This is a genomic window from Tahibacter soli (assembly GCF_025717065.2).
GTDB lineage: Bacteria > Pseudomonadota > Gammaproteobacteria > Xanthomonadales > Rhodanobacteraceae > Tahibacter > Tahibacter soli.
The window spans coordinates 447,976-462,793 of record NZ_JAOVZO020000001.1 but is presented as its reverse complement, the minus strand read 5'-3'; the positions used below and the strand labels follow the sequence as shown (position 1 = coordinate 462,793).

At 67.5% G+C, this 14,818-nt stretch carries 11 protein-coding genes; 4 read left to right on the top strand and 7 right to left on the bottom strand.

Features of this window, described 5'->3' with window-relative positions:
* Positions 1 to 35: 35 nt before the first annotated feature.
* Both OD750_RS01935 and OD750_RS01930 read right to left on the bottom strand, forming a co-directional pair.
* Positions 36 to 1,814: a phosphoenolpyruvate carboxykinase (GTP) gene (locus OD750_RS01935; protein ID WP_263543677.1), complete on the bottom strand. Its 1,779-nt coding sequence runs from the start codon at positions 1,812 to 1,814 to the stop codon at positions 36 to 38.
* Positions 1,815 to 2,044: 230 nt separating this feature from the next.
* A complete protein-coding gene (locus OD750_RS01930) occupies positions 2,045 to 2,632 on the bottom strand; it encodes a TetR/AcrR family transcriptional regulator (protein WP_263543678.1) in 588 nt (195 codons plus the stop codon).
* Between the two features lie 159 nt (positions 2,633 to 2,791).
* Between OD750_RS01930 and OD750_RS01925 the strand changes: the two genes are divergently transcribed.
* Genes OD750_RS01925 through OD750_RS01915 form a run of 3 tightly spaced genes read left to right on the top strand, consistent with a single transcriptional unit; the run spans position 2,792 to position 6,698 of the window.
* Positions 2,792 to 3,691 carry an alpha/beta fold hydrolase gene (locus tag OD750_RS01925; RefSeq protein WP_263543679.1) on the top strand — a complete coding sequence of 300 codons (900 nt, stop codon included), beginning with the start codon at positions 2,792 to 2,794 and terminating at the stop codon, positions 3,689 to 3,691.
* A 10-nt stretch (positions 3,692 to 3,701) separates the two neighbouring features.
* Positions 3,702 to 6,170 carry an acyl-CoA dehydrogenase gene (locus tag OD750_RS01920; RefSeq protein ID WP_263543680.1) on the top strand — a complete coding sequence of 823 codons (2,469 nt, stop codon included), beginning with the start codon at positions 3,702 to 3,704 and terminating at the stop codon, positions 6,168 to 6,170.
* Positions 6,171 to 6,230: 60 nt separating this feature from the next.
* On the top strand, positions 6,231 to 6,698 hold the full coding sequence (locus OD750_RS01915; protein WP_263543681.1) for a hotdog fold domain-containing protein: 468 nt from the start codon (positions 6,231 to 6,233) through the stop codon (positions 6,696 to 6,698).
* On the opposite strand, the gene OD750_RS01910 is transcribed toward OD750_RS01915, so the two are convergent.
* From OD750_RS01910 to OD750_RS01895, 4 genes are all read right to left on the bottom strand, one after another.
* Complete coding sequence (locus OD750_RS01910; RefSeq protein WP_263543682.1) at positions 6,695 to 7,252, bottom strand: Pycsar system effector family protein; 558 nt, start codon at positions 7,250 to 7,252, stop codon at positions 6,695 to 6,697. The genes OD750_RS01915 and OD750_RS01910 overlap by 4 nt on opposite strands.
* Before the next feature lie 28 nt (positions 7,253 to 7,280).
* Positions 7,281 to 9,962: a M1 family metallopeptidase gene (locus OD750_RS01905; RefSeq protein ID WP_263543683.1), complete on the bottom strand. Its 2,682-nt coding sequence runs from the start codon at positions 9,960 to 9,962 to the stop codon at positions 7,281 to 7,283.
* 210 nt (positions 9,963 to 10,172) lie between these two features.
* Positions 10,173 to 10,700 (bottom strand): carboxymuconolactone decarboxylase family protein, encoded by a 528-nt coding sequence (locus tag OD750_RS01900; protein WP_263543684.1) that lies wholly within the window; start codon positions 10,698 to 10,700, stop codon positions 10,173 to 10,175.
* Positions 10,701 to 10,856: 156 nt separating this feature from the next.
* Positions 10,857 to 11,396 carry a peroxiredoxin gene (locus tag OD750_RS01895; RefSeq protein ID WP_263543685.1) on the bottom strand — a complete coding sequence of 180 codons (540 nt, stop codon included), beginning with the start codon at positions 11,394 to 11,396 and terminating at the stop codon, positions 10,857 to 10,859.
* 153 nt (positions 11,397 to 11,549) lie between these two features.
* On the opposite strand from OD750_RS01895, the gene OD750_RS01890 reads away from it, so the two are divergent.
* Entirely contained in the window at positions 11,550 to 12,461 is a 912-nt protein-coding gene (locus OD750_RS01890; RefSeq protein WP_263543686.1) for a LysR substrate-binding domain-containing protein, read from the top strand.
* Here the strand turns inward: OD750_RS01890 and pbpC are convergent.
* A complete protein-coding gene (gene pbpC, locus OD750_RS01885; RefSeq protein ID WP_263543687.1) occupies positions 12,458 to 14,797 on the bottom strand; it encodes a penicillin-binding protein 1C in 2,340 nt (779 codons plus the stop codon). The two genes, OD750_RS01890 and pbpC, sit on opposite strands and share 4 nt — an antisense overlap.
* Positions 14,798 to 14,818 lie beyond the last annotated feature (21 nt).

The following is a 14,818-nucleotide window of genomic DNA, read 5'->3' as shown; positions in this document are numbered from 1 at the left end:
CCGCGGCGCTCCCGCGCGGGAGCGCCGCGAAAGCATCAGCCGACCGCGACCTTCGGCGCGGCCGGTTCGGCCTGCGCGAGCGCGGCGCTCGTGCGCGCGTGCTCCTGGCGCAGCGCATCGGGCGTGCGCGCGCCGAACGAGTCGAGATATTCGCCGATGCTCGCGTATTCGCTCGCCCAGCCGTCACGGTCGACCGTGAGCAGCAGCTCGAGGTCGGCCGGCGAAAGGTCGAGGCCGGCGAGATTGAGATCCTGCGCGCGCGGCAGGTTGCCGATCGGCGTTTCGTTCGCGCCGGCCGTACCCTTGCAGCGCTCGATGACCCATTCGAGTACGCGCATGTTGTCGCCGAAACCCGGCCATACGAACTTGCCGTCGGCGCCCTTGCGAAACCAATTGACGTGGAAGATCTTCGGCAGCTTCGCGCCGGCCTTGTCGAAGCTCAGCCAGTGGGCGAAGTAGTCGGCGAAGTTGTAGCCGCAGAACGGTTTCATCGCCATCGAATCGCGGCGCAGCACGCCGACCGCGCCGGTCGCCGCGGCGGTCGTTTCCGAGCCCATCGCCGCACCGACGAGAACGCCGTGCGTCCAGTCGCGCGATTCGAACACGAGCGGCACCAGCGATTCGCGCCGGCCGCCGAACACGATCGCGGAAATCGGCACGCCCTGCGGATCTTCGGCGCGCGGCGACCAGCTCGCACACTGGCGCGCGCTGACCGTGAAGCGGGAATTCGGGTGCGCGGCCGGGCCGTTCGCGGGGTCGTAGTCGCGGCCCTGCCAGTCCTTGGCCGGCTTGCCGTCGGGCAGGCCTTCCCACCACGGCTGGTTGTCGGCGGTTTCGGCGACGTTGGTGAAGATCGCATCGCGGTCGAGCATCGCGAGCGCGTTCGGATTCGTCTTGGCGCTGGTGCCCGGCGCGACGCCGAAGAAGCCCGCCTCCGGATTGATCGCCCACAAGCGGCCGTCCGGGCCCGGCTGCATCCAGCAGATGTCGTCGCCGATCGTCCAGATCTTCCAGCCCGGGTATGCCTTCGGCGGAATCAGCATGGCCAGATTCGTCTTGCCGCACGCCGAGGGGAACGCCGCGGCGACGTAGTGCGTTTCGCCCTGCGGGTTTTCGATGCCGAGAATCAACATGTGCTCGGCGAGCCAGCCTTCCTGGCGCGCCTGATGCGAGGCGATACGCAGCGCATGGCACTTCTTGCCGAGCAGCGCATTGCCGCCGTAGCCCGAACCGATCGATTTGATGGCCCGTTCTTCGGGGAAATGCATGATGAAACGCTTGGCCGGGTCGAGATCGCCGGTCGAGTGCAGACCGCGGACGAACGTTCCGTCGCGCTCGATGCGTTCGAGCGCCTTGACGCCCATGCGCGTCATGATGCGCATATTGGCGACGACGTACGGGCTGTCGGTGATTTCGACGCCGCAGCGGGCGATCGGAGAGTCGATCGGGCCCATGCAATACGGGATCACGTACAGCGTGCGGCCCTTCATGCAGCCGGCGAACAGGGCGTCGATCTTCCGGTGCGCCTCGTCGGGCGCCATCCAGTGATTGTTCGGGCCGGCATCGTCGGCCTCCTGCGTGCACACGAAGGTGAGGTGCTCGACGCGTGCGACGTCCGACGGATTCGAGCGGTGCAGATAGCAGTTCGGGTGCGTCGACGGGTTCAGTTCGATCAGGTCGCCGGTGTCGAGCATCAGTTCGACGAGAGCCTGGTATTCCGCCTCGGAACCGTCGCACCAATGTATTCGGTCGGGCTGCGTCAGACGGGCGACTTCGTCGACCCATCGGTTCAACGCTTCTAGCTTGCTTGCCATGTCCTCGGTCCCGGGCCAGCCAAGGCCCTATGCTCATGAGTCAGGCGCCTCACGTTAGCCGCCGACGCGTGGTATTGCAACAAAACGCAAATAGCCCGGCGGAAAAAGAACAGGCGCCCGGACGGCCCGGGCGCCTGTTCAAAGCCAAGTGGTTTCAATAACTTGCGCGTGGCTGCATCACGTCGAACCGCGCCTCCTCCGCGTTCGTCGCGCGCATCGGTGCCGACGCTTCAATCGGGAATCAAAGCCTGGATCGTGTGCTCGGTGTACGCGTCGAATTCGGCGTTTTCCAGTTGCTGGCCGACCTGCCACGAGAGCTGCAGGAAACCGGCGTAGGCGGCATAGGCGAGGCGCGCACGGAACGCGGAGTCCGCCTCGTAGCCGGCCTGGCGATAAGCGTCGGTCAGGAAGGCGAGCCGGCGATTGGTAACCCGCGTCAGCACGGGCTGAACGATCGGGTGCTCCGGCGATCTGAGCAGCGACGCGTAGATCGCATGGGATTTCATGGCGGTTTCGCCGGTGCGGCGGAACAGGCTGCGCATGCGTTCCTTCGGATCGGTGATCGCCTCGACCAGGGCGAATTCTTCCTCGTCCTGCAGCTCCCAGCGCTCGAGAATGATCTTGAGCAGCGCTTCTCGGCTGGGGAAGTGCCAATAGAAGCTGCCCTTGGTCACGCCCAGCCTGCGGGCGAGCGGTTCCACGGCGACGGCGCTGACGCCGAGTTCGCCGAGCGTATCGAGTCCTGCCTGCTCCCAGTCGACCGGCGTCAAGCGGCCGCGAGGATTGAATTGAGTGACGACTGCTGCTTCGCTATTCATATCGATAGGGGGTTTGAAGTGGGGGGATTGGGCCGACCCGGGATCGATTGAAGCACCGCCGTTCCGCGGCGAACTTAGGAAATGGTCAATTGAGAAAGAATTGAACTTTCCGTGCGCTAACGGATTGATTGCTCTATTTCGGCACAGATACTCGAAGGCATGTCCGCCAGCCCCACACCCCGTCCGCAACGCCCCGATGCGACCGTCGAGATCCGACTCGTCGGTGACGACGGGGTGAAATTGGCTGTCCGGACGCACGGCGGCATCGGCGGACCGCCGCTCGTTTTCGCGCACGGCTTCGGCCAGACCCGACTCGCCTGGAGCGGCAGTGCCGAGCGCCTTGCCGGCGTCGGCTTTCGCTGCGTGCTCGCCGACGCGCGCGGTCATGGCGACAGCGGGTGGCGCGCCGACGGCAACTACGCGATCGAACAGTTCACGACCGATCTATTGCAGATTGCACGCTACGCAGGTCCGAACGCCGTTCTCGTCGGTGCGTCGTTCGGCGGGCTGGTGGGCCTCCTGGCGCAGGCCGACCTCGGTCCGCTGTTCCGCGCGCTCGTGCTCGTCGACGTGACGCCGCGTTGGGAAACCGCCGGCGTCGAACGCATCCTCGCGTTCATGCGCGCGCACCCGGACGGTTTCGAGTCGCTCGCCGACGCTTCGCAGGCGATTTCGGACTATCTGCCCCACCGTCGCGAACCGCGGTCGCCCGAACGCCTGCGCGCGCTCCTGGTCAGACAGGACAACGGGCGCTATCGCTGGCACTGGGATCCCCGGCTGCTCGATGCGATCGCCGAGGGCTTCGAGCGGCACCAGGAACGCCTGCTCGGCGCCGCGGCACGCATCGACGTGCCGACGCTGCTGCTCTCGGGCAGCGAAAGCGACGTCGTCTCGCAAACGACGATCGGCGAGTTCCTCTCGCTCGTGCCGCATGCGCAGCACGTCGTCGTGCCGCGTGCGACGCATATGGTCGTCGGCGACCGCAACGAAGCGTTCACCGACGCCGTTCTCACCTTCGTACGATCTCTCGGCGCACGCCGGGACTCGCTGAATATTTAAGGAGTCGGACATGCAACACTGGCTGCCATTGATCGCCGCGATCCTCGTCAGCGTGATCTGCGCCTATCGCCGCGCGGGGCTGATCGTCTGGACCGGCGCCGTCGCCGTCGCGATTCTCGCCGCCGGCGGGTTCGGCGGCGCGCACTGGCTCGCAACGCTGGCGACGCTGACGCTGTTCGCGCTCGTCGCCGCGCCCTTGAACCTCGTCGACTTCCGCCGGCGCCGCATCACCGCGCCGCTCCTGTCGATCTACCAGAAGATCACGCCGCAGCTCTCCGATACCGAGAAAGTCGCGCTCGAAGCGGGCACGGTCGGTTTCGAGGGGCAGCTCTTCAGCGGCAAGCCGGACTGGAACCAGCTGTTGCGCCAGCCGGTGCCGCAGTTGTCGATCGAAGAACGCGCGTTTCTCGACGGTCCGGTCGAAGAACTGTGCCGCATGACGAACGACTGGGAAATCACGCACGAGCTGGCCGACCTGCCGCCGCCCGTGTGGGAGTTCCTCAAGAAGAACAAGTTCTTCGGCATGATCATTCCGAAGGAATACGGCGGCCTGCAGTTCTCGGCGCTGGCGCATTCGGCGGTGCTGCAGAAGATCGCGAGCATCTCCACGACGGTCGGCTCGACCGTCGCGGTGCCGAACTCGCTCGGCCCGGCCGAGCTCCTGCTGCACTACGGCACGAAGGAGCAGAAAGACCACTACCTGCCGCGCCTCGCCGACGGACGCGAAATTCCGTGCTTCGCGCTGACCGGCCCCTACGCCGGTTCGGACGCGACGTCGATTCCCGACTACGGCATCGTCTGCAAGGGCGAATGGAACGGCGCCAACGTCGTCGGCGTGCGGCTGACGTTCGACAAGCGCTACATCACGCTCGCGCCGATCGCGACGGTGATCGGCCTCGCGTTCCGCATGTACGACCCGGAAAAACTGCTCGGCGACGTCGAAGACCTCGGCATCACGCTCGCGCTGCTGCCGCGCGACACCAAGGGCCTGGAAGCCGGCCGCCGTCATTTCCCGCTGAACGTGCCGTTCCAGAACGGCCCGGTGCGCGGCAAGGACGTGTTCGTGCCGCTGTCGCAGCTGATCGGCGGACCGGAAATGGCCGGCCAGGGCTGGCGCATGCTCGTCGAATGCCTGTCGGTCGGCCGCTCGATCTCGCTGCCGTCGAACGCGACCGGCGCCGCGCGCATCGGCTCACTCGCCACCGGCGCCTACGCGCGCATCCGCAAGCAGTTCGGCATGGCGATCGGCCGCTTCGAAGGCATCGAGGAAGCGCTCGCGCGCGTCGGCGGCTACACCTACGCGATCAGCGCGCTGTCGCGTGCGACCGCCGCGGCGGTCGACCGCGGCGAGAAGCCGTCGGTGCCGTCGGCGATCGCCAAATACCACGCGACCGAACTCGGCCGCGAAATCGCGAAAGACGTCATGGACATCCACGGCGGCAAGGCCGTGATCCTGGGACCGAAAAACTACGCCGGCCGCGCCTGGCAGGGCGCGCCGATCGCGATCACGGTCGAGGGCGCGAACATCCTCACGCGCAGCATGATGATCTTCGGCCAGGGCGCGATCCGCTGCCATCCGTACGTGCTCAAGGAACTCGAAGCGGCGCAGCTGCCCGACTACGCCGAACGCCTGCGCGCGTTCGACCGCGCGCTGTTCGGCCATATCGGCTTTGCCGTGTCCAACGCCGTGCGCAGCTTCGTGCTGGGCCTGACGCATGCGAAGATCGGCTCGGCGCCGGGCGACAAGTATACCAAGCGCTATTTCCGCAAATTGAACCGCTATGCCGCGGCGCTCGCGCTCGTCGCCGATACGTCGATGCTCGTGCTCGGCGGCAAACTCAAGTTCAAGGAAAAGATCTCCGCGCGCCTCGGCGACGTGCTGTCGAACCTGTACATCGCATCGAGCATGTTGAAGCGCTACGAAGACCAGGGCCACCCCGCCGCGGACCAGCCGATGCTCGCGTGGGCGTTCCACGACAGCGTCTGGCGCATGCAGATGGCGCTCGACGGCGTGCTGCGCAACTTCCCCGTGCGTCCGGTCGCGTGGCTGCTGCGCGCGCTGGTGTTTCCGCTCGGCCGCCGCGAAGTGCCGCCGTCGGACCGCCTCGGCCGCCGCGTCGCCGCGATCCTGTGCGCGCCGAACGAAACGCGCGACCGTCTCGGCGAATACGTCTATCTCACGCCGAACCCGAACAACGCGATCGGCCGCATGAACGCGATTCTGCCGGACGTGATCGCGGCCGAGCCGGTCGAGCGCAAGTTCCTGAAGGCCCTCAAGAGCGGCGAGATCAAGTCGCACGATTACGTGCAGCAGCTCGCCGAAGTCGAAGCGCTGGGCGGCATCACCGAAGAGGAGCGCAAGCTGCTCGAACGCGTGCGCGCCGCGACGTTCGAATTCATCAGCGTCGACGATTTCGACCCGCGCGAACTCGAAGCCGCGGTCAAGCACGGCAAGACCGTACTGCGCTCCGTCGCTTAAACGCCCGTACCGACCTTGAACGTCCCGGCCGCGGCCGGGACGTTCGCCCGGAGACACGCCTTGGCTTCGCAAGCGCTGCGCCTGTTCGAAAAGCACGGCAAGTCCGGCTTCGGCCGGTGGCTCTACTCGCGGCTGATCTGTCTGCGCGCGCCGTATTTCGGCAGCATCGGGCCGACCGTGCAGATGCTCGAGCCGGGGCGCTGCGTCGTGACGATCCGCCATCGCCGCCGCGTGCAGAACCATATCGGCACGGTGCACGCGATCGCGCTGTGCAACATGGCCGAGATGGCCGGCGGTCTCGCGACCGACGCGACGATCCCGGCCACGACGCGCTGGATTCCCAAGGGCATGAGCGTGCGCTACCTCAAGAAGGCGACCGGCACGATGACCGCGACCGCACGCGTGGCGGCCGTCGCCGACGCGAGCGTCGCGCAGGATCTGCATGCGATCGTCGAAGTGCGCGACGCGGCCGGCGACGTCGTGTTCGACGCCGACATCACGATGTGGGTGTCGCCGAAGAAAGGCTAGGCGAACAACATCCGCACGGCCTGTTCGCCGCAGGCGAGCACGAAACCCGTGAGAAAGAACAGATACGACAGCCGCAGATAGCGGTACTTGTGCCGCGCGAGATAGATGCCGAGCGAGTAGAGGTCGTTCGCCTGCGTCCGATAGATCGAACCGTCGGGCTGCAGCAGCCGCGCGATCTCGTCGAGAAAGCGTTCTCGCGAAATCTCCGAGAAGTGGCCGAAGAACAGCAGGTTGAAATGCGGCGGCAGCACCTCGCTGTCGAGCTTGAGCGGCCGGTACTTCGGCAACACCGCGAGTATCGCGAGCAGCAGCGCGCCGAGCGTGAACACCGTCAGGATCAGCACCGCGATGCGCAGCGCCGGGTCGTTGAGCTTGCCGAGCGACAGCGTCAGCACGATCGACGACACCGTGATGATGATGTTCGCCTTCGTGTCGGCCATCGCCGAGAGCTGCACGTGATGCTGCTGCGCCGTGCGCAGGATGTTGTCCGACGTGTTGCGTTCGGGCACCTGCGCGTATGCGGCGCGCGTCGTTTCGGTCTGCGTTTCGCTCATGGCCACCTCCCCGCGGCGCCTGGCGCCATCATAGCGCCGGCGGGTTCGCTTTCGCCCACGCCGCGAGGCCGGCCGTACCCTGCTTTTCGCGCCGGGCGACGCACAGCGCGATCTTCTCGCGCGCCCGCGCCAGCGCCGTGTCGCCGCCGGTGAGGCTCGCCGCGCGCGGCGCGAAAAATTCCACGAGTTCCTTTTCCTGCGCCGCGGCGCACCAGCCGTCCGACGCGCGCTCGACCAGACGTCCCTCGCCCTTCGCCGGCATGCGCTTGACCAGCGCGTCGAAATTCGCCTTGAGCCACGTCCAGTACGCGGCGTGATTCTCCGGGTGCGACTGGTTGACGCCGAGCAGGCGCGACACCTCGCCGAGCTTCACCGCGTCGGTCAGCACGTAGTTGCGCACGCGGTCGCCGAGCTTGCCGTCGCGCGTCGCGCCGAGCGCGCCGATCATCGACGCGCGCAGCGTCGGATCGCTCTGCCGGCCGATCTCGGCGACGAGCGCGTCGATCGCGGGCGCGCCGAGTTCCTGCACCGTGATCGACAGCGTGGTGCCGAGCAGGTCGTAGTTCGCCGCGCTGAACGTCAGGTGTCCGTTGTCGCCGATCTTGAGCACCGCGCGGCCCTGCTCCACCAGCGCGGCGCGCACCTGCGCGTTTTCGACGTCGCGCGCGAGAAATTCGGCGAGCGCCGAGCGCATCAGCGCATCGTCGCTGTTCTCGCCGGCGCGCTGCGCATAGCCGAGTTCGCGCAGGCGCGGCAGGTACAGCGACGTCGCGAACGCATCGAGCGCCGGGCGCGTCGTCGCGTCGGACAGATAGTCGCGTATCCAGTTGAACGTGCCGAACAGCGACGTCGAGATCTCGCGCGTCTTCGACGGCGCCAGTTGCCGCATCGCGGCGAGCGCCGCGGCGACGTCGACGTCGCCGCGCTCGAAGCCGGCGCGGATCGCATCGGCGAAGCCGAGCTGTTCGCGTTCGGCAAGCTTGTCGACGGCCGCCGTGAGCTTGCCGAGTTCCGCCGCCGGCATCGCGATGCGGTAGTAGCCGCGCGAATCGGCGTTCGGCAGATACCAGTCGGGACAGCCGTCGGCGAGCGTCATCGTGCCCGACGCCTGGTCGAGCAGTTCGCACTGCACCGACGTCTTGTCGCCGTAACCCAGGCGCACGCATACCGGCACGCCCCAGCGCTGCGCCGCGTCGCCTTTGGAGCCCGCCGGAAAATAGCGCTGCTGCGACAGCGCGAGCGTCGCCTTGCCGCCGTCGCACGAAAGCGACGTCGTCACCTGCGGTACGCCGGGCTGGTCGAGAAAGCTCTTCATCGCCTTGCCGAAACGCTCGTCGCGGTCGCCGGCCTTCGCCAGCGCGGCGATCAGATCGTCCGACGTCGCATTGCCGAACTCGTGCTCGCGCACATAGTTGCGAATTCCACTACGGAACGTTTCTTCGCCGAGCCATGCCTCGAACATGCCGAGCACCGCCGCGCCTTTCTGGTACGTGAGGCTGTCGAACGCGTCTTCGATGTCGCCGACGCCGCTGATCGGCTGGCGCACGCGCCGCGCGCTCGCGAGGCTGTCGGCGCGCATCGCGTACTGCGCGCCCTCGACCATGCCGAGATCGGCGCGATTCTCCGGCCGCAGCCGGCCCGTGATGCGGTTTTCCAGCCACGTCGCGAACGCTTCGTTGAGCCAGATGTCGTCCCACCACTGCATCGTCACCGTGTCGCCGAACCACTGGTGCGCCAGTTCGTGCGTATTGACCTCGAACGACGAGCGGCGCAGCTGCGTCGGCGAGTTCGCGTCGAGCAGCATCAGCGTGTCGCGATAGATGATGAGTCCCGCGTTTTCCATCGCGCCGGCGCTGAAGTCCGGCGCGGCGAGCAGGTCGAGCTTGCCGAACGCGTACGGGTAGCCGAAATAGTCTTCGAGCGCCGCGACGATCTGCGGCGTCGCGCCGAGAATTTCCTTGAGCCGCGGGCCTTCGCCGGCCGCCGCGATCGCGCGCAGCGGCACCGGCTTGTCGCGCCAGCGGCTCGCCGCGATCGGCGGCGCGTCGACGACGTCCCACGGCCCGACGCCGATCGCGATCAGGTACGTCGGCAGTTTCGCGGTGGTTTCGAACGTCAGCCGCGTCCAGCCGTCGGCGAGCTTGACCGCGCTCTTCTGCGCGGCGTTGGTCACGCCCTTCTGGCCGGGCGGCACTTCGAGCGTGACGTCGTACGGCGTCTTGAACACCGGCTCGTCGAAACCGGGAAACGCGCGGCGCGCGCTGATCGGTTCCATCTGCGTGACGACGTACGGCTTGTCCGCGTGCCTGGCTTTGTACAAACCTTCCAGATGCTCGTCGTACCTGGAACGGTAGACGATGCGCAGGTCGATCGTCTGCGCGGGCAGCGTCTTGCCGAAGTCGATGCGCGCGACGCCGTCGGCGTCTTTCGCCTGCGCATATTTGCCGGTGTGCGCGGTGCCGGCCGCGTCGGTCACGTCGACCTTTTCGACGGAGAGCGAATCGCCGTGCAGCCACAGGTGATCGGCGGCCTCGTTCAGGCGCACCCGGATCGTCGTGACGCCGGCGAAACCGTCCGCGGCCGGGTCGATGCGAAACTGCAGCGCGTAGTGCAGCGGTTCGGCGGTTTTCGGCAAACGTCCGCGGGGAGCGTCGTCGGCGAGCGCGGACGCGGCGAAAATCAGCAGGCAGGCGGCGAGCAACGGACGCATGGCGGGTTCCTGTCGGGGAATCCGCGAAAGGCTAGCACCCGCGGCCCGTGCGCCCAAGGACCGAAAGCCCTCTCCCCCAACTCGCCTGGGGGAGAGGGTTGGGTGAGGGGCGACGCCGTGCACTTCTTCAACCTCGACGAAGTACGCAGCGCATGCCCCCTCACCCCAGCCCTCTCCCCCGCAAGCCTGCGGGGGAGAGGGAGGCATTGTTTACTTCTGTTCCAGCGTCACCGCCGCCGCGTGCACCGCCGAGGCGATGCGCACCGCGCTCTGCACCGTCTGCGCGGTCAGCTCGTGCTTGCGCAGCGTCTTTTCGTGCGAGTCCATGCACATGCCGCAGCCGTTGATCGCCGACACCGCGAGCGAACACAGCTCGAAGTCGATCTTGTCGCAGCCCGGATTCGCCATCGCGTTCATGCGCAGGCCCGCGCGCAGCGTCGCGTATTCCGGCTCGCTCACGAGATGCGTGAAGCGGTAGTACACATTGTTCATGGCCATGATCGCGGCCGCGGTGCGCGCGCCGTTGAGTTCGGCTTCGCTGGCGTGCGCGGCGCCGTCGGCGGCCAGCGCGGCGACGAGCGGTTCGTAACGCGAAGCGATCGCCGAGGCGAGCGCGACCAGCGCGATCTGCTTGCGCGAAAGGCCCGGCGCGCCGCCCTCGGTCAGCACCGAGTCCAGATTCAGGCGCAGGTCCTTGGCGTAGTCGGGAATGGAAGCCTTGAGTTCGGCGAGGTTCATTGCGTTCTCCAGTGACGGACACGGCGGTTCGTTACGCCGGCGCAAACGCGGCGTGCAGGTTCGAAACGGCGTGACGGGTATACGAAGCGCGCGGCGCGACCGCGCCGCGCGCGAGGGCCTTGCGAGCCCGCCGATGCGGGCTCGCAAGGCCAGGTCTTACGCGACCTTCAGGGTGTCTTCGCCCTGGTGCCAGTTGCACGGGCACAGCTCGTCGGTCTGCAGCGCGTCGAGCACGCGCAGCACTTCTTCCGGGTTGCGGCCGACCGACAGGTCGGTCACGTACACGAAACGGATGATGCCCTGCGGGTCGACGATGAACGTCGCGCGCTGCGCCACGCCCGCTTCCTTGTCGAGGATGCCGAGCGACGAGGTCAGCTCGCGCTTGATGTCGGCCAGCATCGGGAACGGCAGGTTGTTGAGGTCCTTGTGGTGCGTGCGCCACGCGTGATGCACGAACTCGGAGTCGGTCGAACCGGTCAGGAGCTGCGCGTCGCGGTCGACGAACGCCTGGTTGTGCTTGGCGAAGCCGGTGATTTCGGTCGGGCAGACGAACGTGAAGTCCTTCGGGTAGAAGAACACGACCAGCCACTTGCCCTTGTAGGTGTCGTTCGTGATGTCGACGAACGCGTTCTTGAGATCGGTCGAAACGGTCGCCTTGAGGTTGAACTGCGGGAACTTTTCACCAACGGAAAGCATGCGATTTCTCCTTTTTTCCAAAGAATCCCTTCAGCGGAAGGGGTGATGCGGAAGGTTGCGGGCGGAAACGATGGGCGAATTCTACGAGCCGGGTTCCCATGCGTCCAATCAATTGATAGCATCAGCACGATAGATTCTGTCGATGACACCGCCATGAACCTGCGCGATCTCCGCTATCTCGTGGCACTGGCCGAGCACAAGCATTTCGGCAAGGCCGCCGACGCCAGCTTCGTCAGCCAGCCCACGCTGTCGACGCAGATCAAGAAGCTCGAAGACGAGCTCGAGGTCGCGCTGGTCGAACGCACCCCGCGCAAGATACTGCTGACCGACGTCGGACGCGAGATCGCGACGCGCGCGCGCGGCGTCCTGCACCAGATCGACGAAATAAGGGCCATCGCGCGCCGAACCAAGGACCCGGAAGCCGGCACCTTGCGCCTCGGTATTTTTCCGACGCTCGCACCGTACCTGCTGCCGCATGTGGTGCCGGGCCTGCGCGAGCGCTTTCCGCGCCTCGAACTGCTGCTGATCGAAGAGAAGACCGAAGTGCTGCTCGAACGGCTGCGCGAGGGCCGCCTCGACGCGGCCGTGCTCGCCCTGCCGCTGCACGACGACCAGTTGCATGCCGAGTTCCTGTTCGACGAACCGTTTCTGCTCGCCGTGCCGGCCGAGCACGCGCTGGCGAAGCGCAAGTCGCTCACGATCGACGATCTCGCCAACGAGAGTCTGCTGCTGCTCGAAGACGGCCATTGCCTGCGCGACCAGGCACTCGACGTGTGCCAGCTCGCCGGCGCGAACGAGCGCGACGGCTTTCGCGCGACGAGCCTGGAAACGCTGCGGCAGATGGTGGCCGCGAACGTCGGCATCACGCTCTTGCCGATGCTCTCGGTGCGGCCGCCGGTGGTGCAGTCGGACGCGATCCATCTGTTGTCCTTCCGCGGCGATCCGCCGAGCCGGCGCATCGCGCTCGTGTGGCGCAAGAGTTCGGCCGCGGTGCCGTTTCTCGAGCACTTTTCGCAGACGATGAAGAAACTCTCGTCGGGCCTGCTGCCCAAGCACAAATCCTAGTCGACCGCGACGATCCGCAACTCGCGCGCGTCGCCGCGGCCGCGATCGTCGACCGCGCGCGCGACGTGTCTGCCCGGCGTCTGCGCCTGCCAGAACAGCGTTTCGCCGGGCGCCGCGGCGCCGACGTACGCATCGTCGACGAACCAGTACACCTGGCGCACGCCGGCGTCGACGGTGACGTTGAACGCCACGCGCTCGTCCGCGTGCGCGCCGCGCAGCGTGTAGGCCGCGCCGCGCACCGGCGACGTGATGCGCGGCGCCTGGCCGTCGCCGGCCACGAGTTCGCCGCAGTCGCCCTGTGCCGGCGGCTTGCGTCGCGGAATGCCCGCCTGCGCGAATACGCGCGCGAGGTCCGACGGCCAGAATTCGTACACTTCTGTACGCGTCGTCGCCGGATCGTACGGCGCGCACGCGGCAAGGCCGGTGCGCGTGTCGATCGCGACCGGCCGATGCACGTCGCTGACGCGGATCGGCGACTTGCCCGGAATGAACCACGTCATGCCGCGCTGCGGACACCACGCGTTCGGCAGGTCGCCGCTCGCCAGGCACACCTCCACGCGCTTGACGTGCGCGGGCACGGTCCACGCGGGTTCGGCGAGCGTGCGATCCTGCGCGAGGATCGCGTCGGCGATGCGGAAGAACAGCGGCGCCGCGGCTTCGACGCCGATCAGCGCCGGGTTGCCGGCGCCGTCGAAATTGCCGAGCCACACCACGAGCACGTACGGCCCGAAGCTGCCGGCCGTCCATGCGTCGCGAAAGCCCCACGACGTGCCGGTCTTCCAGTAGATCGGCAGGCGCGCGGGCGTAGCGGTCGTCGCCTCGTCCGGGCGCGGATTCTGGCGCAGCATGTCGAGCGTCATGAAGCTCGCCTCCTCGCTCAGCAGGCGCACGCCGGCGGCTCGCGGCGCGTCGGCGCGCAAGCGCAGGGGTTTCAACACGCCGCGGTTGGCGAGCATCGCGTACAGCGTGGCGAGTTCCTGCATCGTCACTTCGCCGCCGCCGAGCACGAGCGCGAGGCCGTAGTGCGCCTGGCTCGCCATGCGCGCGACGCCGGCCGACTTCAGGAAATCGTACAGATCGGGACTCGCCAGCTGCGACGCCACCCACACGGCCGGAATATTGCGGCTGCGCACGAGCGCGTCGGTCGCGGTCACCGGTCCGAGAAACCGTCCGTCGTAGTTCTCCGGCGTGAACGGGCCGAACGAACTCGGCACGTCGCGCAGCACCGTGCGCGGATGCAGCACGCCCTGGTCGATGCCGAGCGCGTAGATGAACGGCTTCAGCGTGGAACCCGGCGAACGCTTCGCGGCCGTGCCGTTCACCTGCCCCGCGATGCCGGCGTTGAAGTAGTCGGCCGAACCGACCATCGCCTTGATGCCGAGGTCGCGCGTGTCGACGAGCATCGCCGCGGCATTGCCGACGCCGCGTTCGCCGAGGCGCTTGACGGCTTCGCGCAGCTGCCGTTCGAGCGTGCGCTGCAACGCCAGATCCAGCGTCGTGTCGATGCGCGGCGCCTCGCCGCCGGCCATGCGGTTTTCGCGCACGATCTGGTCGATCGCATGCGGCGCCGCGAACGGCAGTTCCGACGGATGCTTCAGCGCGAGCGGCAGGCGAAACAGCGCATCGTTCGCCGCGTCGGCGCCGTGCGCGTCGCGCCAGCGCGCGTACAGCCGGTCGCGCGCGGCGGCGAGGCCCGCGCCGAGGCCGTCGTCGTCGGCGAGCGTTTCGCGCAGGCGGCGCGTCGGGTCCTGCGGAATCACCGCGAGCGTCAGCGCCTCGGGCAGGCTCAGCCGGTCCGGCGCCTTGCCGAAGTACACGAGGCTCGCCGCGGCCACGCCTTCGACGTTGCGGCCGTACGGCGCGCTGTTGAGATACGCTTCCAATATTTCATTCTTGGAATACCGCAATTCGAGCCAGAACGCGCGCGCCACCTGCTCGGCCTTGCCGGCCGGCGTGCGCGTGTTCAGGCGGTACTTCAGGCGCGCGAGCTGCATCGTGATCGTCGAGCCGCCCTGCCGGTTGCCGCCTTGGACGTAGGTGACGAACGCGCCGCGCGCGAGACTCACCGGATTGAACCCGGGATGCCAGCGGAACCACGCGTCCTCGTGCAGCAGCACGCCGTCGACGAGCGCCGCCGGCATGTCGGCCAGCGGCACCCACAGCCGGTACTTGTCGTCGGCCGACAGCGTCAGGCGCAACAACTTGCCCTGATCGTCGTACAGCGCGGTCGACGAAGGCAGCGCGGCCGACAGCGGCTCGTGCGGCCACAGCCGGAACGCGGCGAGCACGACGAGAACGAACGACGCCGCCGCCAGCGCGTTGTGCCAGCGCGGCACGAACCGCGTGAGGCGCTGCGC